Here is a 21138-nt window from a genome sequence, read left to right as displayed (position 1 = left end):
GGCGTCGGGGCGAACCGACGCCGCCGCTGAACGGCCGATCGTCCGGGTCCCGGTCGCCGGCGACAGCGGCGGCGGGGGGCGAGCCCCGATGCCGCCCCCGAACGGCCGATCGCCCGAGGCCCGGCCCTACCGGGACGCGGGCGATCGGGGCCTGCGCCCGTCGCGGCCGCAGGCGTGGCCGGTTACCTCAGGTAGCCGAGGAGCGTCATCATGCCGGACTCGGCGTGGTAGACGTTGTGGCAGTGGATCATCCACAGCCCCGGGTTGTCGGCGTCGAAGTCGACGTCCAGCGTGCCGTTCGGCATGACGATCGCGGTGTCCTTGCGGATGCCTCCCCGGGCCAGCGCGAACGTGTGGCCGTGCAGGTGCATGGGGTGCCACATCGTGGTGCGGTTCACGAACGACAGGCGGACCCGCTCCCCGGAGCGCACCGCGGAAACGATCGCCGGGTCGTACTTCCTGCCGTTGATCCCCCAGTCGTAGGCCATCATGCCGCCGGTGAGCTCCAGCTCGATGGTGCGGTCGGGCTTCCTGGGTGCGAGCCGTACGGCCTCGCCGGGGCGGAGCTCGGCGTAGCGCACCACCTCGCCCTGGAGTTCGCGTGGGCGCAGGTCCGGCTCGGGCGGCGCGGGGGTGCGGCTGGTGCGGATCAGCCCGCGCGCCACGGCGTCCTTCCCTTCCGCGAGGGCGACCAGCGGGAACACGCCGTCCTTGAGGGTGACCAGCACGTCGTAGCGCTCGCCCATGCCCAGCAGCAGGGCGTCCGTCTCGGCCGGCCGGACGGCGAAGCCGTCGGTGTGCGTGACGGTCATGCGGTGCGCGGCCAGGGCCACGCGGAAGGCGGTGTCACCGCCCGCGTTGATGATCCGCAGGCGCAGCCGGGTGCCCGGCCTGGCGCGGAAGGTCTCCGGCGCGGTGGCGATCCGGCCGTTGAGCAGGAAGTGCGGGTAGCGCACGTCGCCCGCGTCCCCGCCGAGAAGCACGCTGGTCGCGCCCATCAGCATGTGCGTGGCCGTCTCAGGCCGGGGCGGGGTCGTGCCATGGTCCATGCCCGGCATCCGCTCAGGCGTGGCGGTCGCCGTACCCCCGCCGTGATCCATGCCCATGCCGCCGGACAACGCGGCGAGCACCTCGTCCGGGGTGCCGGTGATCCCGTCCAGCCAGTCGTCGAGGACCACGATCCATTCGTCGTCGTAACCCAGCCGCTCGTCCGGGTCCTCCACGATCAGCGGGGCGTACAACCCGCGGTCGAGCTGGGTCCCGGTGTGCGGATGGAACCAGTAGGTGCCCGGATCGGGAGCGGCGAACTCGTAGGTGTACGCGGTGCCGGCGGTGACGGGCCGCTGGGTGACGGCGGGCACGCCGTCGGCGTCGTTGCGGAGGGCCAGACCGTGCCAGTGGACGCTGGTGTCGGTGGGCAGGTCGTTGGACAGGCGGGCGCGGACCACCTCGCCGGCCTTGACCCGCATCGGGGTGCCGGGGATCCGGCCGTCGTAGGCCCAGGTCTGCGCGATCGGGCCGCCCAGGTCCACCTCGGCGGGGGCGGCCCTCAAGCGGAAGTCGCGCACCGCTCCCGTACGGCGGGCCCGCTCGGCGGCGCGGACCTGTTCGCTGGTCGGGCTGAGGAACGGGGACGAGGGGGTCTGGGCGCACGCGGTGAGGGCGGCGCCGCCCAGCAGGCCGAGACCGGCCCTGAGCAGGGTACGCCGGCTGATGTGGTGCATGATCGATGCCTCGCTGAAGGTCGTGCTGACGGATGGGCGGACCGGACCGGGCGTGGAGCCGCCGCGGTCCGGGTCTCCGCTCAGGTCCGCAGCACGACCGTGCGCGTCAGGGTGAGCGACAGGGGAGGCGTTCTCGCAAGCGCGGGCGGCGCTCGCCGTCCGGTACCTGGTCGGAGCCATGCGTCGAACGGGTCGGCCAGCCGCATCCGCAGCGTGGCCAGGGCCAGCAGTGCGGCGATGATCGCCAGGCAGATCGACACGGTGCCGGGCGCCCCGCCCGGTGCGTGGCCGGGATCGGCGTCCGCACGGCCGGGATCGGCGTCTGGACGGCCGGGACCCGCATCCGGGTGGCCGGGATTCGCCTGTGGGTGGCCGGGACCCGCATCCGGGTGGCTGGAATCGACGTCTGGACGGCCGGGGTCGGCCTGTGGGCGGTTGGGGCCGGCGTCCGGCCTGGCGGGGTGAGCGCCTTCCGGGTGGAGCGCGCCCGTCGTCGTGTGGGGCGTGGCGTCGTGCCGGTTGTCGAGGTGCCCGAAGGTGTGCATCGCGGCCACGCCCACCATGAGGAGCACAAGGAGCAGAAGGCGCGACAGCGCGCCGGTCAGCGATGCCTTCCGCTCCATTCCCACGGTCGCATGCTACCGGTATCTCCTATGGAGCGTCGTAGAAAGGTGGTCCGCCGCTCAGGTCACGGTGAGGGTGGTCTGCATGCCCTGCGCCCGGTGATTGTCGATCGGGCACCACACCGCGTACCGGCCGCGCTGAAGGGTGACGGTGAACCGGCCCTTCTGGCCGGGTTCGACGGTCTTCGACTGCTGTCCCTTCTTCATGCCCGGCCCTGTGATCGCCATCGCGTGGGATGTCTTGCCCACGTTGTCCAGCACGAAGGTGTAAGTGCCGGCGGGCAGGGCGTTCCTGGCGAAGGCGAAGGAGAACTCCTTCATCGTCACCTCCACCAGGGAATTCTTGGCGGCGGCGGACGGCGACGCGGTCGCGGTGGCAGGACCGGGCGCCGCGGACGCGGCCTGGAGACCGCCGGCGCCGGCGAAGCCCGTGACGGCGAGCAGGACGACCGCCGCTCCGGCTCCGGCCAGTGGAAGCTTGTTGATCGCACGCATCGAGTGATCTCCTCCCTGCGATCGCGACGCCCGGCGTGGAGGCTGTCGGGCGCGGCCGTTCCGGATCGGCGGCGGGGCCGCCGCCTCTGCCGAACACGTACTACCAGCCATAGTGAATTCTGCCCGGATGTCGGGCGGCTATCCTCCGCGCCGCGTTTTTGCCGTCACACGCCGGTCGGCCGCGACAGGCCGCCCGGCCGTCACCCGCCGGTCGGCCGTGACTCTCCGCTCGGCTGTCGCCTGGCCGTCACCTGTCGCCTGGCCGTCAGTCGCCGCCCGGCCGTCGGGCGTCCGGGCGGTGGCTCAGGGCCGCGGGGTCATCGAGGCGGCCCGGGGAGGCGGAGCCGCTTCAGGGCGAGCGCGTTGAGCGCGACGATGACGCTGGACCCGGACATCGACAGGGCGGCGATCTCCGGACGGAGCACCAGGCCGAAGGCAGGTTCGAAGACGCCCGCCGCGATCGGCAGCGCGATCGCGTTGTAGCCGACCGCCCAGCCCAGGTTCTGCCGCATCTTGCGCAGCGTGCCGCGGCCGATGGTTAGGGCGGTGGGGACGTCCAGCGGATCGGAACGCATGAGCACCACGTCGGCGGTCTCGATCGCCACATCCGTGCCCGCGCCGATGGCGATGCCGAGGTCGGCCCTGGCCAGTGCGGGGGCGTCGTTCACCCCGTCGCCCACCATGGCGACCTTCCGGCCGCCGGCCTGCAGCTCGGCGATCCTGGCCGCCTTGTCGCCCGGCAGCACCTCCGCGATCACCGTGTCGATTCCCAGCCGCTCGGCGATCCGCCGCGCCGTGGCCTCGTTGTCGCCCGTCAGCATGATGACCTCGACGCCCGCCTCGTGCAGGGCCGCCACCGCCGCCGCGGACGTCTCGCGCGGCGCGTCGGCGATGCCGAACAGCCCGGCGGCCCGACCGTCCACCGCGGCGATCACGGCCGTGCGCCCGCCGGCGGCCAGCTCCTCACGGCGGCCGGCCAGCTCGCCCAGCTCGATGCCTTCGGCCGCCATCAGCCTGCGGTTGCCCACCACGACGCGGCTCCCGTCCACGACGGCGATCGCGCCATGGCCTGGGACGTTCTCGAACGTGACCGCACGCGCGGAGTCGACTCCCCGCCCGTCGGCCTCCCGGACGATGGCCTCGGCCAGCGGATGCTCGGACTCACGCTCGACGGCGGCGACCAGGCGCAGCAGCCGGGCCTCGCCGATGCCCTCGGTGATCACGTCGGTGACCTCGGGCTCGCCCTTGGTCAGCGTCCCGGTCTTGTCCATGACGACCGCCTGGATGCGGGCGGCGCTCTCCAGCGCCATCGCGTTCTTGAACAGCACGCCACGCTTGGCGCCCAGTCCCGTACCGACCATGATCGCGGTGGGTGTGGCCAGGCCCAGGGCGTCCGGGCAGGTGACGACCACCACGGTGATGGCGAAGAGCACCGCCGTACTGAGGCCCGCCCCCGCCACCAGCCAGGCGGCGAAGGTCAGGGCGCCGCCGACGAGAGCGACGAGGACCAGCCAGAACGCCGCCCGGTCGGCCAGCCGCTGGCCGGGCGCCTTGGAGTTCTGCGCCTGCTGGACCAGCTTGACGATCTGGGCGAGCGCGGTGTCGGCTCCCACCTTGGTGGCCCGCACGCGCAGGGTGCCGTTCCTGTTGATGGTCGCCCCGATGACGGTCGAGCCGGCGGTCTTGTGCACCGGCAGGCTCTCGCCGGTGACCATGGACTCGTCCACGTCGCTCTCGCCGTCCTCGGCCACTCCGTCGACGGGGATCTTGGCGCCGGGCCGTACCAGCAGGAGATCGCCCGTGACCACCTCGGCCGTGGGCACCTCGACCGGCTCGCCGTCGCGGACGACGAGCGCCTTGGGCGGCGCCAGGTCGAGCAGGGCCCGGACGGCGTCGTTGGCCCCGCCTCTGGCGCGCATCTCGAACCAGTGGCCGAGCAGCACGAAGGCGGCGAGCACGGTGGCCGCCTCGTAGAACACCTCGCCGCCGCCGGTGAAGGTGACGATGACCGAGTACAGCCAGCCCGCCCCGATGGCCACCGCCACCAGCACCATCATGTCGAGCGTGCGGGCGCGCAGGGCCCGCACCGCGCCCTCGAAGAAGATCCACGACGAGTAGAAGATCACCGGCAGGCTGAGCAGCAACGCCCACACGTCCTCGCGCAGCCCGAACGGAACCGGCACGCGCAGGCCGAACACTTCGCGCCCGATCGGCGACCAGATCAGGATCGGCACCGACAGCACGGCCGCCACCAGGAACCGGTTGCGCATGTCGGCGACCATCGCCTCCATCGACATGCCGGCGTGATCGCCGTGCCCCGTCAAGTCGTGCGGCGACGGCTCACCCTCGTGGCCCGCGCGCGCGTCCGCCGCCTTCTCCCGTACGGCGGTCGCGGCGCCGTGGCGCGCGTGCGCATCCCCCGGCGGGTCGGGCTCCAGCATCGGATCGCAGATGTGGGCCGGCACGGACTGCCCGGCGCAGTGATAGCCGCACTCCCGCACCCACCGGCGCAGGTCGGCCACCGACGTGGCCCTGGGGTCGAACACCACGGTGGCCGTCTGCGCCACCGGATTGACCTCGACGTCCAGCACCCCGGGGCGGCGGCTCAGGACCGCGTGCACGACGCTCTGTTCCGAGGCCCACCGCAGCCCGCTCACGTCGAGGATCGCGGTGCTGCGGTCCTTGAGCTCTCCGATCGACACGTCCGCCTCCGTCCGTCCGGCGGCGCCGCGCCCCACGGCGCCTGTCCCGTTAACTACTATGCAAAATAGTTAGGCGTGGCGCACGCGAGGGTCGGCGCCGGCGTCAGGAAACGTCCAGGGCCGTGCCGTACAGGCGGGAAAGCTTGATTTTGATCACCACGCGCCGCTCGAGCGCCTGCTGCTCCAGGAAAGCCGCCGGATCGGTCACCTCTCCGGCGAACGCCAGCAGTTCCTCGGGACTGTCCAGCACCTCGGCCTGCCCCTCGGCCACCGCGAACGACCACACGTCGGGGCCACTGACATGAAGGGCGACATGCGGGTCGTTACGGACCTGCCGCGCCTTCAGCCGGTCGGCCGTGGTGGAGATCCGGATGACGCGCTCGACGGGGCTCCAGCGGTACAGGACGGTCGACATGGCCGGGTGGCCGCTGCGCTTCACCGTCGCCAGCACCCCGAACTGCTGCTTCTGCAGGAGTGACTCCAGTTCCTCGGGGGTCAGGCGGCGCGGGGCGGGTCCAGTCTGCTCACTCATGGGCCCTTCCTATCAGCCGAACCCGCGCACCTGGCGCCCCACCGCCTCGCGCGGGATCGGCGGCCCCTCGACCAGCAGCCTTCGCCCTGGCGGGCGGCGCCGGGGCGCTACACGGCGCGGATCGGCGCGCCCACCGTGTGCAGGTGGCGGAGCATCAGCCGGTAGGACTCCAGCAGCCCCGTCTCGCAGTAGGGGAGTCCGATCTCGGCGCAGTACTCCCGCACGATGACCTGGGCCTTCCCCAGGTGCGGCGTGGGCATGTTCGGGAACAGGTGATGCTCGATCTGGTAGTTCAACCCGCCCATGGCGGTGTCGATGAACCAGCCGCCGCGAACGCCGCGGGTGGTCAGCACCTGGCGGCGCAGGTAGTCCAGCTCCTCCCCGGGCTTGAGGGTGGGCATGCCCTTGTGCCCGGGCGCGAACACCGACCCCATGTAGAGACCCCACAGACCCTGGTGCACCACGAGGAAGACCAGCGCCTTGCCGGGGGAGAGCACCAGGAAGAGCGCGGCCAGGTAGGCGATCACGTGCGCGGCCAGCAGCGTGCCCTCGACGAGGCGGTGCTTGACGGCCGGGTTGCGCAGTGAGCGGAAGCCCGACACGTGCAGGTTCAGGCCTTCGAGCAGGAGCAGCGGGTAGAACAGCGCCGCCTGACGACGTCCGATGAACCTGGACAGGCCGCTGCTGGCCCTGGCCTGGTCGGTGGACCAGACCAGGATGTCCGGCGCGACGTCCGGATCCAGCTCCTCGTGGTTGGGGTTGGCGTGGTGGCGGGTGTGCTTGTCCATCCACCAGCCGTAGCCCATCCCGATCATGAGGTTGCCGGCGATCCACCCGCTGATCCTGGTCGGGCGCATGGTGCGAAAGACCTGGCGGTGGGCGATGTCGTGGCCGAGGAGCGCCACCTGGGCGAACATGATCGCGAAGAAGGCGGCGACGAGCACCTGCCACCAGGAGTCGCCCAGGGCGAAGAAGGCGGCCAGCCCGGCCAGGTAGAGTCCTGCGACCAGCGCGATCCTGCGCGCGTAGTAGCCGGGCCGGCGCCTGAGCAGCCCGGCCGCGGTGACGCGCTTGAGGAGCCGGGCGTAGTCGCTGCCGGTCTGGGGCCGGACACTCTGAACGTTGGACATGCCGAGGAGTCTGGCCAGGATCCCTCCTGGCGGGGATCATGGCTGCACCCGTCTCGATGGGAGGGTAAGCCCTACCATCGGAGTACGGTTGCCCGCCGGTCAACCGGTCGCGGACCGTCGGGTACATGACCGCTCCTCGCTGCGGTGGGCCGGATGCCGGGCGGGTCCGCTGTTCGGCGGACCCGGCAGGCCGGCAGGGTCCGCCATCCGGCGGAGTCGGCCGATGCCGCGGATGGTTACGATCGGTGGCCATGACGATGACCCGGCTGCCGGACGTCCGAGGAGCGACATCATGACGATCTCGGTAGCGCTCGTCGACGACGAGGTGATGGTCCGCGTGGGCCTGCGCATGGTGCTGAGCGGCGAGCCGGACATCGAGGTCGTCGGCGAGGCCTCCGACGGTGTCGAGGCTCTCGACCTGGTCGCGCGCACCCGGCCGGACGTCGTGTTGATGGACGTGCGCATGTCCAGGATGGACGGGCTGGAGGCGTCACGGCGGCTCGTACGGGATCACCCGGACAGCAAGGTCATCGTGCTCACCACGTTCGACGAGGACGAGCACGTCGCCGCCGCCCTGCGCGCCGGGGTCAGCGGCTTCCTGCTCAAGATCGCCCCACCCGAGCAACTGGTCGAGGCGGTCCGGACGGTCGCGGCCGGCGGGGGACTGCTGCACCCGGCGGTGACCCTGCGGGTGATCGCCGCCTTCGCCGGTCAGCCGGAGCCCACCCGCACGACGAGCCGGACAGCCGAGCTGGACTCGCTCACCAGCAGGGAGACGGACGTTCTGAGGATGCTGGCACAGGGCCTGACGAACACCCAGATCGCGGCCCGGCTGTACCTGGGCGAGGCGACGGTCAAAACCCACCTGTCCCGGATCCTCATGAAGCTCAACCTGGCCACCCGCGTCCAGGCGGTGGTCTTCGCCTACGAAAGCGGCCTCGTCCGCCCCGGAGAGCACGACCGTCCCTAGCCGGATGTCGCCGGCCTGTGTCCTCCTGGTCGAGGTGCCTGCGTCAAGGCTTCCAGGCGTAGCACTCGACCTCGGCGCGGCGGAAGGGGAGACCCTTCGCGACCGAGTCCTTCACGCACGCGCGTTCGGAGGGGCTCAGTCTCAGCTCGCCGCACACGCTCACCCCGGAATACGTGCGGCAGTCCAGCGTCGGGTCGGCTCGCCCGATGCGATAGGTCCGCCTGACCTCCGAGCGGCACTCGGCCCGCGCATCCGGCGTGTCCGCGTACCGGCACTGATTGATCAGGATCTCGTACTGCAGCTCGCTCACCTCATGCACGGGGCCGATCCCGCCCTGGGCTGAGCCCGCGGACAGGCCGAGGACGGCCACCACCCCGAGCCCGGCGACGACGATTCTGTTCATGATTCCCCCTACAGCGATCCCACCAGGCATCCTTCGGGATGCCGTCGGTCGAGCAGGCAGAGCTGGTTGTCCTCGGGATCGGCCGGCACGACGAAGCCCTCGTCGCCGGCCCGGACCGGTGGGGCCGCCACGGGAAGGGCCAGGCGTCCCGCACACGAGATATTCAGTTACCGGTGGTCAGGACCATGCGGAAGCGGGCCTGACCGGACATCATCTTCTGGACCGCCGCGCCGGCCTCCTCCAGCGGGACCTCCTCGGTCCAGGCCCGGACGCCGCTCTGGGTCGCGAACCTCATGGTGTCCTGGGTGTCGACCGCGATGCCTGAAGCGTGGCCGTACACCCGCCTGGCCCCGCTGACGAGCTGCAGGGGCGTGACGTCCAGCGGCTCCATGTCGACGCCGACGATGATGAGCTCACCACGGCGCCCCATCCCGTCGACCGTCGCGGACATCGCCGCGGCGTTGGTCACCGTCGCCAGCACCACCTTGGCTCCCCCGTACGCCTGCAGCGCGTCGGCGGTCTGCTCGGTGGCGCTGTCGATGTAGCGGGACGCGCCGAGCTTGTGAGCCAGCGACGCCTTGTCGGGACCGCGGGCCATCGCGACGGTGTTGAAGCCCATCTTCGCGGCGAACTGCACGCCCAGGTGCCCCAGGCCGCCCAGGCCGAGGACCGCGACGGTGTCGCCGGGACGCGCACTGCTGCGGCGCAGCGCGTTGTACACGGTCACGCCGGCGCAGGCCAGGGGCGCGGCCTCCACCGCCGTCAGCTCGTCCGGGACCGCGGCCAGGGCGACGGCCGGCACCACGACCGAGTCGGCGAACCCTCCGGCGTACGCGGCACCCGGCACCTGGAGCTCGGGGCACAGGACGCCGTCGCCCTCCCTGCAGGCGTCGCAGTGGCCGCAGCTGCCTCCGTACCAGCCGACCGCCACCCGGTCACCGACGGACCAGCCGGTGACGTCGCCGCCGACCGCGTCGATACGTCCGGCGATCTCGTGTCCTGGCGTGACAGGGAAGGTGGTGCCCGGGAGGTGCCCGCCGGTGATCAACGCGTCGGAGTGGCACACCCCGCACGCCTCGACGGTGATCCGCACCTGGCCCGGGCCCGGCTCCCGGGTATCCACCCGGACCAGGGACATCTCCCCGCCGGGCTCGGCGACCTGCATGGAACGGTGTGTGGTCGCAGCCATGCCGGCTCCTTTCTCTCGAGGCTTCGCCGGCTGTCCTTCGCCGGCAGGAGGAGCACCCGTCACCCTGCCGTTCGCATCGGGCTCACCGAACGGGGCGGAAGAAGGGTGGCTCTGGCGGTCCGGAACCGGGCTGGACACCCGTCGTGCTCCGGTCCCCGCGTGGGGCAGCGCCCCGGCACCTGAGCGCCCGGGAGAAGTCCTCGGCACGGTCCACGTCGGCGACCGGCCCCACCTCGACCTCGAGCTTCATGTCCACGAGCTCGGCTCCTCCCGTCCGGTGCCGGTGGCCTGTGCGTGCCGCCGGGGCTGCTGTCGTGCCGGGGGGAGTGCTCCCTTCTACAGTCGCGCCCCTCGCCGCCGAAGTCCAGGCGACCACCCTGCGTCCTTCGCTGTCGGCGGTGCGGTCGGGCGGGTCGCCGGGTTCAGCGGTGCAGGGCGGTCTCCCGCTCCATGCGCGACAGCTTCTCGGGATTGCGTACGGCGTAGAGCCCGGTGATGAGGCCGTCGTCGATGCGTACCGCCATGACGGTGTCGATCTCGCCGTCGCGCCGGAGGACCAGCGCCGGGTAGCCGTTGACCTGTGCCGGCCGCAGCGACGCCGTGGGGGTGATCCTGCCCAGCACGTGGGCCACCCGGTCGGCCCCCACGACGGGCGCCGGCGCGGCCTGCACGACTCCGCCACCGTCGGCCAGGAGGACGACGTCCGGCGCGAGGACGTCGAGCAGTCGTTGCAGATCGCCGGTTTCGATGGCCCGCTGGAACGCCTCGAGCGCCTGGCGGGTCTCGGCCGCGGACACGACCCCGCGCGGCCGGCGCGCGGCGACGTGCGATCGTGCCCGGTGGGCGATCTGGCGGACCGCGGCCTGGCTCTTGCCGACGGCTTCGGCGATCTCGTCGTACTCCAGATCGAACACCTCGCGCAGCACGAACACCGCCCGCTCGGTCGGTGTGAGTGTCTCCAGCACCAGCAGCATCGCCATCGAGACGCTGTCGGCCAGCTCGACGTCCTCGGCCACGTCGGGCGCGGTCAGCAGCGGCTCGGGCAGCCAGGGGCCGACGTAGGACTCCTTGCGCCGGCCGAGCGTACGCAGCCGGCCCAGCGCCTGCCGGGTGGTGATGCGGACCAGGTAGGCACGCTGATCCCGTACGGTGCCGAGGTCGACGCCCGCCCATCGCAACCAGGTCTCCTGCAGGACGTCCTCGGCGTCGGCGGCCGAGCCGAGCAGCTCGTAGGCGACGGTGAACAGCAGGTTGCGGTGGGCGACGAACGCCTCGGTGGCGGAGCGCCGGTTGTCGTCCTGGCTCATGCCCCCGCCGCGGTCTTCGGGCGGGGTCTGCGACGTGCCGTCCAATGTGTGGCTCCTGTTCGCTGTCGACTGTGTCACCCACCAGACACCGGGTCCCGCCGTTTTGTGACACCGGGACGGCAGCCGGTCCGTACCGCCCGCGGCGCCGGTTGTGGCGCACGCCACACACCAGCGCTGTCACAAGGATCGGGTCGTCGGCATCTTGTGTTCGTTCAGCGCAGCACGCGACAACACGAACAACGCAAGGGACGCATCATGGAACCTCGCTTGAACCTCTTCAGCAGCCCGCTCGCGGCCAAGTCCATGAGGTACTTCGCCTCGGCGAGCAAGGTGATCACCGATGGCTCGACGCTGCCGGCCGCGACTCGGGACCTGGTGATGCTCCGCGCCAGCCAGATCAACGGCTGCGGCTTCTGCACCGACATGCACACCAAGGACCTCGCGCACGCAGGGGAGAGCTCGGTGCGCATCAACCTGGTCGCGGCCTGGCGGGAGACCACGGTGTTCACCGACGCCGAGCGCGCCGCCCTGGAGCTGACGGAGCAGGGCACCCGCATCGCTGATGCGGCCGGTGGCGTCCCCGACGAGGTCTGGGCGAACGCCGCCAAGCACTACGACGAGGAGCAGCTCGCCGCGCTGGTGTCGATCATCGCCCTCATCAACGCCGCCAACCGCCTGAACGTCATCGTCCAGCAGCCCGCCGGCGACTACCAGCCCGGCCAGTTCGGATGACGAGATTCTCCTGTGTGGAAGGAACATCATGAGCTCAGCGCTTGAAACCCTTCGCCGTCACTTCGGCGGCGACATCATCGAACCGGGCGGAGCGGAGTACGAATCGGCTCGTCGCTCGGTGCTGGCTTCGGGCAGTCCGGCCTATGTCCTGCGGCCCGAGAGCGTCGGTGACGTGCGAGCAGGTGTCAGATTCGCTGCCGGCGCGGGGCTGGTGCTCGCCGTGCGAGGCGGCGGCCATGGCTTTCCGGGCTTCGGCACCAACGACGGCGGCGTCGTGCTCGACCTCGGCGAGCTCGCGGACGTCGAGATCATCGACAAGGAGCGCCACCTCGTGCGGATCGGCGGCGGCGCCACCTGGGGTCAGGTCGCGGCCGCCTTGGCCCCGCAGGGCCTGGCGATCTCCTCGGGCGACACCAAGAGCGTCGGTGTCGGTGGGCTGACGCTGACCGGTGGCATCGGCTGGAAGGTCAGGAAGTACGGCCTGGCCCTGGACAACGTGGTCGCCGCAGAGGTGGTCACGGCCGCCGGAGAGGTGGCGCGTGCGAGCGCCGAGGACAACCCGGAGCTGTTCTGGGCGATTCGCGGTGGCGGCGGCAACTTCGGGATCGTGACCGCCTTCGAGTTCGCGGCACACCCGACGACAGACGTCTTCTACGGCAGGATCGCCTTCCCGGCGGCGGAGGCGGCCGGCGTGCTCCAGGGGTGGGCGGACCACCTCCGCACCGCGCCCGAAGAGCTCACCTCCATCGTGGTCTTCGCCAATCCCTTCGCCGGCGGGCCGGAAGCGCCGGTCGAGATCCAGGTCGCCTTCGACGGCGATGACCCGCGGCTCGCGGCGCGGGCGATCGACCCGATCCGCCGGCTCGGCACGGTGATCGACGACGATGTCGCGCTGAGACCCTATGCGGACACGCTCGTGGATGGCGCGACCCCGCCGCCTGGCATCCAGCTGCTCACCCGAAGCGCGTTCGTCGACAGGGGATCGGTGCCCGAGGTCCTTCGGATCCTTGCTGAGGCAGGGGCGTCGGAGCGGTCGCCGTTGATCGCCGTTCGCAGCGTCGGCGGGGCGGTGTCCCGGGTTCCCGACGATGCCACCGCCTACGCGCATCGCCGAGCCGAGTTGATGTTCGTGACCACCACCGCGGGTCCGTGGCCGGTCGTCGAGGCCGCTCGTCCTGCTCTGGAAGCGATCTGGGAGAGACTCGCGCCTCACGTCAACGGCGCCTACGCGAACTTCCTCGCCTCCGCCACCGAGGAGGACGTCGCCGCGATCTATCCGCCGCAGACCTATGAGCGGCTCGCGGCGGTCAAGCGTCAGTACGACCCCGGCAATCTGTTCGCCGGCAACCACAACGTCCGACCCCGGTAGGCCGGGCGGACGAGTTCGGACAGCAAGGAGGAGCCGGCACCCCTTCCTCGACGGAACGCACGGCATGCGGGAAGCGGTCGGGCGACCGCCGCCGATCGTCAAGACGCGTCGCAGACGGAACCCCCCGGCTGGAGCCGGGGGGTTCCGAAGCGCTCCATCGGGGTGCCGCGCCCGGCGTGCGAGCTGCGCGGTGATCGGCCGGTACGCCAGTGGCGGGAGGTCTCCCGGGATGTGTCATCTCGCTTGACAGGCCTCGTCGGGAATGATCCCATCAATCGCAAGTTAGGAAATATTCTTAACTATCACCCCCCCGCTTAGGAGGATCCATGCGATCTCTCTCCCGGGCGCGCGCGTTGGCCGGCGCGCTCGTGGCCGCATTACTGGTGAGCGCGTTGCAGGCGGTGCCCGTCGAGGCCGCGCCCACCCGGTACGAGGCCGAGGACGCGACCGTCTCCCAGGGCGTGGTGGAGTCCAACCACGCGGGCTTCTCCGGCGCCGGCTTCGTCAACGGCGACAACGTGGCGGGCAGCCACGTCGAGTTCACCGTCAACGCCGCCACGGCCGGCCAGGCCACGATCGGCATCCGCTACGCCAACGGCACCACCGCCGACCGGCCCGCCGACATCGCGGTCAACGGCAGCGTGATCTCGGCCGGGCACGTCTTCGCCGGCACCGGCGCGTGGACCACGTGGACCACCGCCACGTTCACCGCGCCCCTCACCGCCGGTACCAACAAGATCCGTGTCACCGCCACCACGGCCAACGGCAACCCGAACCTCGACTTCGCCGACGTCGAGGTGGCCGCGCCGAGCACCGAGCTGCAGGCGGAGAACGCGACCATCTCCCAGGGCGTGGTGGAGTCCAACCACGCCGGCTTCACCGGGACCGGCTTCGTCAACTACGACAACGTGGTCGGCTCCCACGTGGAGTTCACGATCAACGCCGCCACGGCCGGCAACTACGAGGTGAAGTTCCGCTTCGCCAACGGCACCACAGCCGACCGGCCGATGGGCGTCTCGGTCAACGGGGCGGCGGCCACCAACGTCAGCTTCCCCGGCACCGGCGCCTGGACGACGTGGGTGGAGAAGACCGTGACCGTCCCGCTGATCGCCGGCGCCAACAAGCTCCGCGCCGCCGCCACGACGGTGAACGGCGGACCCAACCTGGACCGCATCACCGCCACGGTGCCGCCTGACGGGCAGCCCCCCACCGCGCCGGGCAACCTCAGAGTCGTCGGCGACGTACGGCCGAACGCCGTGGACCTGGCGTGGGACGCCTCGACCGACAACGTGGGCGTCTCCAGCTACGTGATCTACAACGGCGGCAACGTGGTCAAGACCGTCGGCGGCAACCAGACGACCGCCACGGTCACCGGCCTGACGCCCAACACCACCTACGTGCTGAGCGTGCTGGCCTACGACGCCGCCGGCAACGGCTCGCCGGCCAGCGGCAACGTGTCGATCACGACGCCGCCGAGCGACGACCACGAGGCGCCCGGCGTGCCCGCGAACCTGCGCTCCACGAACGTCAGCGCCACCAGCGTCACCCTGGCGTGGGACGCATCGACCGACAACGTCGAGGTGACCGGCTACAACGTCTACCGTGGCGGCGTCAAGTTCGCCACCGTGCCCGACCTGACCGCCACCGCGGACGGGCTCACGCAGAACACCGAGTACTCCTTCGCCGTGGAGGCGTTCGACGCCAACGGCAACGTCTCGGCCAGGAGCCAGGCGCTGACGGTGCGGACCTCCACGCAGGCCACCGGCGGCGACCCGCTCTTCGACCGCGACGTCGCCAAGCTCGACCTGCCCTGGGGCGTCGCCTTCCTGCCCGACGGCAGCGCGCTGGTCGCCGAGCGCGACCGCTTCGAGGTCGTCAGGGTGACCGCCACCGGCCAGAAGACCACCGTCGGCAAGGTCACCGAAGCCGTGACCACCGTCGGCGAGGGCGGCCTGCTCGGCCTGGCGCTGTCGCCGACCTTCGCGACCGACCACTACGTCTACGCCTACCACACGGCCGCCAGTGACAACCGGGTCGTGCGCTTCAAGTACGAGAACGGCTCCATCGGCCCGCGCGAGCCGATCGTCACCGGCATCTCCAAGGCCAAGTTCCACAACGGCGGGCGGATCAAGTTCGGTCCGGACGGCATGCTGTACATCACCACGGGAGACGCGCAGACCAGCAGCCGGTCGCAGGACCTGAACTCGCTCAACGGCAAGATCCTGCGCGTGACGCCCACGGGCGCCGGCGCCCCCGGTAACCCGTTCCCGAACGCGCCGCGCGTCTACAGCCTCGGCCACCGCAACCCGCAGGGCATCGCCTGGGACTCGCAGGGCAGGCTGTGGGAGTCGGAGTTCGGCGACGGCACCTGGGACGAGCTCAACCTCATCCAGCCGGGCAAGAACTACGGCTGGCCGACCTGCGAGGGCACCTGCAGCGACACCCGCTACGTCAACCCGGTCAGGGTGTGGAGCGTCTCGTCGGCCTCGCCGAGCGGCCTGGAGATCGTCAACGACTGGATCTACATGGCGGCCGTCCGCGGCCAGCGGCTGTGGGTCATGAAGATCACCGGCAACACCACCGACACCCCGCGCGCCTTCTTCAACGGCCAGTGGGGCAGGCTGCGCACCATCGTCAAGACTCCCGACGGCGGCCTGTGGCTGACCTCGACCAACAACGACAAGGACGGGGGCACACCCACCGTCATCGACAACGACATCGTCAGGCTGAAGTTCGCCGGCCCGCCGTTCACGCTGACCAGCACGGCCTTCGCGCACAACGGCACCATCCCGGCGAGGTACACCTGCGCGCAGGACGGGGTGTCAGGCAACGACATCTCGCCCGCTCTGGCCTGGGCGAACGGACCGGCCACGGCCAAGAGCTACGCGATCACCTTCATCGACACGGCCAACGGCGGCAAGCACTGGGCGATCTGGGACATCCCGGCGGCCAAGGCCTCGCTGCCGGAGGGACTCGGGCTCGGCTACGACGTGCCCGGCCAGGCTCCGGCCAGGCAGAAGGCGATGAGCAGCGGCAACAAGGCCCTGCAGTACTTCGGGCCGTGCCCGGGCGGCTCCACGCACAAGTACGAGTTCACCCTGTACGCGCTGGACACCGCGACCCTGCCGGGCGTGACGCAGAGCTCGTCGGTGGCCGCGGTCGAGACCGCGATCCTGGCGCACGACCTGGCCGCCACCAAGCTGGCGGGCAACTCCAACGCCGCCACCGGCTGACCCGTTTCCGGGGGCCTGGAGCGCCCAGGCTCCCGGAGACATCGGACGGGACGCGCGATCCCGGCGGGAGAGATCCCATCTCCACTCTAGGGGCGAGCTGGGGCCGGGCCGACGGCCTCGCCGGCCAAGGCGAAGCGGGCGACGACCTCGGTACAGGTGCCGTGCTCGCCCATCACGCACAGCGCGAGCGTGTCGAAGGCCGCCGTGAACGACCGCGCGGGTGGCAGCAGCGCCGGCGCGACTCCCTGACCAGGCTTCTGGAAACGGGTCAGGGTGATGTGCGGGCGGAACAGCGCGCCGACCTCGTCGTAGCCGTACCGCTCGAGATTGTCGCGGGCGGCCGCGGGAGCGGTGCGCCGGTAGTCCGCCAGGACGCGCCCGACCGGATCGCGCCGCCGCCATCCCGTGCGCAGCGGCGCCACCGTGGCCAGGATGTCCTCCTGCAGCGTGGTGACGGCCGCGGTCTTCTCGTAGAACAGCTCGAACATGCCGTGCTCGTTGCCCGCGAAGTGATCACCCCGCAAGGGGATCATCGTCGTCCGCGCGCTGATGTCACCCAGCAGCCGCACGGTGGCCGCGCACTGCTCGGGTGCGAAGGTGGCCATGAACAGCGACAGGTGCGGATACACCCGCTCCTCGGCCAGGACGAACTCGGCGGGAGCCGCCTCCGCGCACTGCTCGCTCAACCGGACGGCCGCCGCGGCGACGTCGGCCGGGGGCAGCAGCACGACATCGTAAACGGGAAGATCACCCATGCCGCGCAGTCTACGACCCGCCGCCTCTCCATGGCAGCGCGGAGCGTGCACCAACCAGGACGGCGGGCCGGATGGCGAGAACGACCACCGCGACGAGGACGCTTCACGCGCAGGGGAAGCTCGCGGCCGCCTCCATCGCGCCACGCCGGTACTCGGCGAAGCGGCGCCGTACCTCCTCGATCGCGGCGGAGAGCGGGAAGATCTCCCGAGTGACCAGCTGGTCGAGGTGGTCGGCGCCGACGGGATGCCAGTAGACGCCTTCGGCGGTCACCGTCACCTCGGGCACGAGGGTCTCCACGGTGAGGGCCACTCCCTCCTCGGCGGATCCGCGCCTGGCCACCGGGCGGACGACCCGATCCTGGACGGCGATGCCGAGCCCGTCGAGACAGGCGTGGAACGCTTCGGCGTCGGCGTCCTCCCCCGGCGCGATGGTGGCCGCCACGCGGACGCGGAACCCTTCGTCGAGCGCGGTCCTGATGCCCGCCATCGCGCGGTTCCAGCTCCCCTTGCCGCGGTGCCGGTCGTGCCGGTCGGGGGTGGGCGAGTCGAGGCTGATCTGCAGCGCCAGCCGGTCGCGCGGCATGGCACGCAGCATGTCGAGCCGATGGCCGCGGAAGAGCATCCCGTTGGTCAGCAGCGTCGTGTGGAACCGGTCGGTGCAGGCGCGCACGATCTCGTCCAGGTCCGGCAGGAGGAACGGCTCCCCGCCGGTGAGGAAGACCTCGGTGACCCCCTCGGCTTCGGCCATGATCCGGCGCACCCGGTCCAGGCCGAGCGCGCGGCGCGCGGTCCGTGGCGAGGAACGCGAGCAGCAGTAGTCGCAGGCGAGGTTGCAGTCGAAGTTCGTGTAGAGCCAGAGCCGGGCTCCCGGCCGCCGGTCGGCCGGGAGATCGGCGACGGGGTCGGGCGGGCGGCCCCGCCGGACCACGGCCACGCCCCGGCCGATCTCGACGAGCTCGTTCCCGGTCCGGGCGCACCAGCGTTCGACGAGCTCGGCCTCCCCGGCGCCGAGCGGGACCTCGGCCGTCGCCCCGACGGGGAGCGCGCCCATCCGCTCGACCAGGTCGAGGATCACCATGTCGGCGAGAGTCCCTGCCGTCGCACCGCCTCGAACAGCGAGGCGTAGCCGTCCAGCTCGGGCCGCACCCACCGGCGCAGGCCCTCCATCTCGAGGATGGGCCGGTGGGCGGGATCGTTCCAGTCCATCGCGAGAAGGTGCTCCACCCACGGCTCGGTGCGCTCGGGCGGCAGGAGGGTGGTGAAGTTGCAGTGGCAGTACGGCTCGGAGCGCCACACCTCCTCGAGCGCGTCGGGCATGAGCTCGTCCTTGCCGATGGCCTCCCACGTGGTGATGCCGATCGCGGCGGCGTCGGCCTGGTCGTCGAGCACCGCGCGGATCGCGTCCAGCTCGCTGCGGCCGGTGTCACCGTGCTTGCCCAGATCGCCGTCGATGCGGAGGTACTCGACGTCGGTGACGCCGGCGCGGGTGAGGAAATGCACGGGCAGGATCGCCGCCTGGGCGGAGTCGCGGGATCCGAGCGCGATGCGGCGACGATGCAGGGCGTCCAGACCGCTGAGGCCGCTGCCCGCTCGCGCCACCAGGACGCTGGCGAAGGTCAGGTCGGTGTCGCGCATGGCCAGGGCGCGGCAGCTCCCGCCGGTCTGGAGCACGGTTCGCACCCAGGCCAGGTTGGTGTTCCAGGCGATGTCGACGGTGCCGGCGAGGAGCGCGTCGACCTGCCTGCCGTAGTTGGAGAACAGCACGAAGTCCATCTCGGCGCCGCTGCCGTCGAAGTAGCCGCGGATGCCCTCCCAGATGGGCACGACGTTGGGTGTGTAGGCCACCGCGCCGATCGTCAGCATCAGAACAGCTCCCGTCCGGTGATCGCCTTGCCGTAGAAGTCGTAGAGGACGTCCGCGGTCGGCGCCATGACATGGCCGGCTCGGGCGTCCCGGAAGAACCGCTCGAGCTGAAGGTGCTCGGAGAAGGCGGCGCCGCCGCAGACCCGCATCGCCGTGTCGGTGACGCGCAGGGCCATGTCGTTGGCGGCCGCCTTGACGCCGAGCACGTGCAGCATGGTCGAGTCGTCGGGCGCGGCGAGGCTGCGGGCTGCCTTCTCCACGTAGGCGCGGGCCATCGCGAGGTCCAGCGCGATGCGGGACAGCTGCGCGCGGATGGTCGGCAGGTCCGCCAGGCCCTCGCCGGTGTGCTGGAACCTGACGCCGCTCGCGTGCGCCACGGCCGCGTCCACGGCGGCCTGCGCCAGTCCGAGCGAGACGGCGGCGTTGCCGAGGTTGAACCACGGCATCACCGACTGGAGCATCAGGGGGAAGCCGCCGCCCGGCTCGCCGATCCGCTCGTGGTCGCCGGCGAGCACCTCGAAGCGCATGGGAGAGGACGCGTTGCCGCGCAGGCCGAGCCCCCGCCACGAGCCCGCGACCTCGACCCCGGGATTCTCGGCGAAGACGGCGTAGAGGTCGACCGCCCCCTGCTCGCCATCCGGGGCGAGGGTGGACACCACGTACACCTGGGCATGACCCGCCGAGGTGACCCAGCTCTTGGCGGCACGCACGGCGATCGTGTCCCCTTCACGGCGGGCCTGCGAGACCGGTGCCCAGAAGTGGGAGCGCGATCCTGCCTCGCTGAACGCCAGCGTCGCCAGGCAGTCCGAGGCGAGCCGCTCGAGCAGCGCGGGATGGCCGCTCGGCGGTGCCGCGGCGACCGCCATGGCCGCGCTCACATGCATCAGATAGACCATCGCCGTGGACCCGCAGACGGCCGCGAGGCTGCTCAGCACCTCCACGAGCGCCTCGGGACCGCCACCGAGACCGCCCCGCCGCGGCGGCAGGGTCAACCCCAGCAGGCCGGAACGGCGCACGGCGTCAACCGCCTGGACCGGGAAGCCGCCGTCGGCGTCCACCGTCCTGGCCGACTGCCGTGCGATGTCCAGGACAGGTTCGAGGCGGGCTGAAAGATCCATGTCGCTCCTTCCCATGGTACGGCGGGGCGTGCGAGGAGCCCTCACGGCTCCCGCGGCGTACGGCCCGCCGACACCAGCCCGATGCCGAGCCCCAGCCAGAGGCTCGCCGTGGACGCGCTGCCCGCGGTCAGCGAGAACCCGAAGGCCAGCTCCGAGAGAACCAGCAGGGCGGACAGGACGAACAGCGCGCCGGCGGTCGTCTGCATCGGCGGACGCCGGAGCGCTCCGGCCAGGCAGGCCAGGACGCCGAGGACGATGGCGACCGGGACCGCCTGGCCGGTCATCTTGACCAGCTGCCACGGGTCGCCGTGCACGAAGACGAACACGGCGCTCAGCACCGAGGCGACGCCCAGGGCGAGCGCGAACCGGTCCGGGGCCCTCATGAGAACCTCACCAGCCACCGGGCCGGCAGGTTGGGCGATCTCTCCCAGGAGGGGCGCAGCAACCCGTCGGCACCGTAGAACCGGCCCGCGGCGGTGGCGAACAGCGCCACGTGCGCCAGGATCATCAGGAAGTAGGACCAGTGCCACTCGTGCGGCGCGTAGAGCACAGAGAACGTGATCGCGAGCGACTGCCCGATCCCGATCAGGGCCCACAGCCGCGTCGCCAGCCCCGCGAGCAGGAACGCCCCGAGCGAGGTCTCGACGAGCAGCGTCAGCCAGCCGAAGATGACGAAGTTCGGCAGCACGACATGCTCGACAAGCCACGTGAACGGCGGGAACACCGGATGTTCGACCGCGTAGCCGGTGAACAGGTACAGCCCCCGCCGCCCCATCCGGCCGAAGTCGTCACCGGGTGTCTTCCAGCCCGAGTTCTGGATCCACAAGCAGGCGACGGCCACGCGGACGAAGGCCATCATGGCAGGGCCGCCCCGTGGCAGCGTCACGGCGTCGACCATCAGCGCCTCCCTGGTTACGGAATGTCATTCATCCAGTACCCAGACGATATCCCTGGCCAACTACCTCGATTCTTACCGAGTGCGAACGTCGCCGG

Annotated in this window: 20 protein-coding genes; 4 read left to right on the top strand and 16 right to left on the bottom strand. The window is 71.3% G+C overall.

The window, feature by feature from the left end; genetic code table 11:
• Window positions 1-182: 182 nt before the first annotated feature.
• From ACWEVS_RS42460 to ACWEVS_RS42435, 6 genes are all read right to left on the bottom strand, one after another.
• Window positions 183-1724 (bottom strand): multicopper oxidase family protein, encoded by a 1542-nt coding sequence (locus tag ACWEVS_RS42460; protein WP_452556561.1) that lies wholly within the window; start codon window positions 1722-1724, stop codon window positions 183-185.
• Window positions 1725-1804: 80 nt separating this feature from the next.
• Complete coding sequence (locus ACWEVS_RS42455) at window positions 1805-2353, bottom strand: hypothetical protein (protein ID WP_452556559.1); 549 nt, start codon at window positions 2351-2353, stop codon at window positions 1805-1807.
• Window positions 2354-2407: 54 nt separating this feature from the next.
• Window positions 2408-2842, bottom strand: coding sequence for a cupredoxin domain-containing protein (locus ACWEVS_RS42450; protein ID WP_449930343.1), 435 nt, complete (start codon window positions 2840-2842; stop codon window positions 2408-2410).
• 317 nt (window positions 2843-3159) lie between these two features.
• The gene (locus tag ACWEVS_RS42445; protein WP_452556557.1) at window positions 3160-5544 is read right to left on the bottom strand and encodes a heavy metal translocating P-type ATPase; all 2385 of its coding nucleotides are present in this window, start codon (window positions 5542-5544) and stop codon (window positions 3160-3162) included.
• A gap of 103 nt (window positions 5545-5647) precedes the next feature.
• Entirely contained in the window at window positions 5648-6076 is a 429-nt protein-coding gene (locus tag ACWEVS_RS42440; protein WP_452556555.1) for a pyridoxamine 5'-phosphate oxidase family protein, read from the bottom strand.
• A 107-nt stretch (window positions 6077-6183) separates the two neighbouring features.
• Window positions 6184-7206: a fatty acid desaturase family protein gene (locus ACWEVS_RS42435; RefSeq protein WP_452556553.1), complete on the bottom strand. Its 1023-nt coding sequence runs from the start codon at window positions 7204-7206 to the stop codon at window positions 6184-6186.
• A 292-nt stretch (window positions 7207-7498) separates the two neighbouring features.
• Here ACWEVS_RS42435 and ACWEVS_RS42430 point away from each other — a divergent pair, with 292 nt between their 5' ends.
• Window positions 7499-8176 (top strand): response regulator, encoded by a 678-nt coding sequence (locus tag ACWEVS_RS42430; RefSeq protein ID WP_449930351.1) that lies wholly within the window; start codon window positions 7499-7501, stop codon window positions 8174-8176.
• A 43-nt stretch (window positions 8177-8219) separates the two neighbouring features.
• Here the strand turns inward: ACWEVS_RS42430 and ACWEVS_RS42425 are convergent, their stop codons facing one another.
• The 4 genes from ACWEVS_RS42425 to ACWEVS_RS42410 all read right to left on the bottom strand — a co-directional run bounded on the left by ACWEVS_RS42425 (window position 8220) and on the right by ACWEVS_RS42410 (window position 11075).
• Window positions 8220-8579 carry a hypothetical protein gene (locus tag ACWEVS_RS42425; RefSeq protein ID WP_452556551.1) on the bottom strand — a complete coding sequence of 120 codons (360 nt, stop codon included), beginning with the start codon at window positions 8577-8579 and terminating at the stop codon, window positions 8220-8222.
• 8 nt (window positions 8580-8587) lie between these two features.
• Window positions 8588-8710 (bottom strand): hypothetical protein, encoded by a 123-nt coding sequence (locus ACWEVS_RS42420; protein ID WP_449930355.1) that lies wholly within the window; start codon window positions 8708-8710, stop codon window positions 8588-8590.
• A 32-nt stretch (window positions 8711-8742) separates the two neighbouring features.
• Entirely contained in the window at window positions 8743-9768 is a 1026-nt protein-coding gene (locus ACWEVS_RS42415; RefSeq protein WP_452556549.1) for an alcohol dehydrogenase catalytic domain-containing protein, read from the bottom strand.
• Between the two features lie 422 nt (window positions 9769-10190).
• Window positions 10191-11075: an RNA polymerase sigma-70 factor gene (locus ACWEVS_RS42410; protein WP_452556565.1), complete on the bottom strand. Its 885-nt coding sequence runs from the start codon at window positions 11073-11075 to the stop codon at window positions 10191-10193.
• Between the two features lie 255 nt (window positions 11076-11330).
• Here ACWEVS_RS42410 and ACWEVS_RS42405 point away from each other — a divergent pair, with 255 nt between their 5' ends.
• From ACWEVS_RS42405 to ACWEVS_RS42395, 3 genes are all read left to right on the top strand, one after another.
• On the top strand, window positions 11331-11807 hold the full coding sequence (locus ACWEVS_RS42405; protein WP_449930359.1) for a carboxymuconolactone decarboxylase family protein: 477 nt from the start codon (window positions 11331-11333) through the stop codon (window positions 11805-11807).
• A 28-nt stretch (window positions 11808-11835) separates the two neighbouring features.
• Window positions 11836-13176, top strand: coding sequence for an FAD-binding oxidoreductase (locus tag ACWEVS_RS42400; protein WP_452556547.1), 1341 nt, complete (start codon window positions 11836-11838; stop codon window positions 13174-13176).
• A 326-nt stretch (window positions 13177-13502) separates the two neighbouring features.
• Window positions 13503-16409: a YbhB/YbcL family Raf kinase inhibitor-like protein gene (locus ACWEVS_RS42395; protein WP_452556545.1), complete on the top strand. Its 2907-nt coding sequence runs from the start codon at window positions 13503-13505 to the stop codon at window positions 16407-16409.
• 86 nt (window positions 16410-16495) lie between these two features.
• On the opposite strand, the gene ACWEVS_RS42390 is transcribed toward ACWEVS_RS42395, so the two are convergent.
• The 6 genes from ACWEVS_RS42390 to ACWEVS_RS42365 form a co-directional block, all read right to left on the bottom strand.
• Window positions 16496-17164, bottom strand: a complete 669-nt coding sequence (locus tag ACWEVS_RS42390; RefSeq protein ID WP_452556543.1) for a hypothetical protein — start codon at window positions 17162-17164, stop codon at window positions 16496-16498.
• Between the two features lie 103 nt (window positions 17165-17267).
• Window positions 17268-18242: an Rv1681 family radical SAM protein gene (locus ACWEVS_RS42385; protein ID WP_452418165.1), complete on the bottom strand. Its 975-nt coding sequence runs from the start codon at window positions 18240-18242 to the stop codon at window positions 17268-17270.
• Window positions 18236-19027 (bottom strand): Rv1680 family SBP-like protein, encoded by a 792-nt coding sequence (locus ACWEVS_RS42380; protein ID WP_452556541.1) that lies wholly within the window; start codon window positions 19025-19027, stop codon window positions 18236-18238. The genes ACWEVS_RS42385 and ACWEVS_RS42380 overlap by 7 nt, the downstream gene beginning before the upstream one ends.
• Window positions 19027-20145, bottom strand: coding sequence for an Rv1679 family acyl-CoA dehydrogenase (gene fadE16, locus ACWEVS_RS42375; protein WP_452556539.1), 1119 nt, complete (start codon window positions 20143-20145; stop codon window positions 19027-19029). Before fadE16 ends, ACWEVS_RS42380 begins: the two co-directional genes overlap by 1 nt.
• A 41-nt stretch (window positions 20146-20186) precedes the next feature.
• Window positions 20187-20528 (bottom strand): Rv1678 family membrane protein, encoded by a 342-nt coding sequence (locus tag ACWEVS_RS42370; RefSeq protein ID WP_452556537.1) that lies wholly within the window; start codon window positions 20526-20528, stop codon window positions 20187-20189.
• The gene (locus ACWEVS_RS42365) at window positions 20525-21043 is read right to left on the bottom strand and encodes a DoxX family protein (RefSeq protein ID WP_449930372.1); all 519 of its coding nucleotides are present in this window, start codon (window positions 21041-21043) and stop codon (window positions 20525-20527) included. The genes ACWEVS_RS42370 and ACWEVS_RS42365 overlap by 4 nt, the downstream gene beginning before the upstream one ends.
• Between the last annotated feature and the right edge of the window lie 95 nt (window positions 21044-21138).

It is taken from the genome of Nonomuraea sp. NPDC003754 (assembly GCF_053605785.1).
This window is presented reverse-complemented; position numbering and strand designations above follow the sequence as displayed.

Excerpts from the sequence above, each read along its gene's own strand:
- ACWEVS_RS42435 (WP_452556553.1), bottom strand. The coding sequence starts at position 7,206 with ATGTCCAACGTTCAGAGTGTCCGGCCCCAGACCGGCAGCGACTACGCC.
- ACWEVS_RS42460 (WP_452556561.1), bottom strand. The coding sequence starts at position 1,724 with ATGCACCACATCAGCCGGCGTACCCTGCTCAGGGCCGGTCTCGGCCTG.
- ACWEVS_RS42425 (WP_452556551.1), bottom strand. The coding sequence starts at position 8,579 with ATGAACAGAATCGTCGTCGCCGGGCTCGGGGTGGTGGCCGTCCTCGGC.
- ACWEVS_RS42370 (WP_452556537.1), bottom strand. The coding sequence starts at position 20,528 with ATGAGGGCCCCGGACCGGTTCGCGCTCGCCCTGGGCGTCGCCTCGGTG.
- ACWEVS_RS42400 (WP_452556547.1), top strand. The coding sequence starts at position 11,836 with ATGAGCTCAGCGCTTGAAACCCTTCGCCGTCACTTCGGCGGCGACATC.
- fadE16 (WP_452556539.1), bottom strand. The coding sequence starts at position 20,145 with ATGGATCTTTCAGCCCGCCTCGAACCTGTCCTGGACATCGCACGGCAG.
- ACWEVS_RS42405 (WP_449930359.1), top strand. The coding sequence starts at position 11,331 with ATGGAACCTCGCTTGAACCTCTTCAGCAGCCCGCTCGCGGCCAAGTCC.
- ACWEVS_RS42395 (WP_452556545.1), top strand. The coding sequence starts at position 13,503 with ATGCGATCTCTCTCCCGGGCGCGCGCGTTGGCCGGCGCGCTCGTGGCC.
- ACWEVS_RS42385 (WP_452418165.1), bottom strand. The coding sequence starts at position 18,242 with ATGGTGATCCTCGACCTGGTCGAGCGGATGGGCGCGCTCCCCGTCGGG.
- ACWEVS_RS42450 (WP_449930343.1), bottom strand. The coding sequence starts at position 2,842 with ATGCGTGCGATCAACAAGCTTCCACTGGCCGGAGCCGGAGCGGCGGTC.
- ACWEVS_RS42365 (WP_449930372.1), bottom strand. The coding sequence starts at position 21,043 with ATGGTCGACGCCGTGACGCTGCCACGGGGCGGCCCTGCCATGATGGCC.
- ACWEVS_RS42380 (WP_452556541.1), bottom strand. The coding sequence starts at position 19,027 with ATGCTGACGATCGGCGCGGTGGCCTACACACCCAACGTCGTGCCCATC.
- ACWEVS_RS42390 (WP_452556543.1), bottom strand. The coding sequence starts at position 17,164 with ATGGGTGATCTTCCCGTTTACGATGTCGTGCTGCTGCCCCCGGCCGAC.
- ACWEVS_RS42440 (WP_452556555.1), bottom strand. The coding sequence starts at position 6,076 with ATGAGTGAGCAGACTGGACCCGCCCCGCGCCGCCTGACCCCCGAGGAA.
- ACWEVS_RS42430 (WP_449930351.1), top strand. The coding sequence starts at position 7,499 with ATGACGATCTCGGTAGCGCTCGTCGACGACGAGGTGATGGTCCGCGTG.
- ACWEVS_RS42410 (WP_452556565.1), bottom strand. The coding sequence starts at position 11,075 with ATGAGCCAGGACGACAACCGGCGCTCCGCCACCGAGGCGTTCGTCGCC.
- ACWEVS_RS42415 (WP_452556549.1), bottom strand. The coding sequence starts at position 9,768 with ATGGCTGCGACCACACACCGTTCCATGCAGGTCGCCGAGCCCGGCGGG.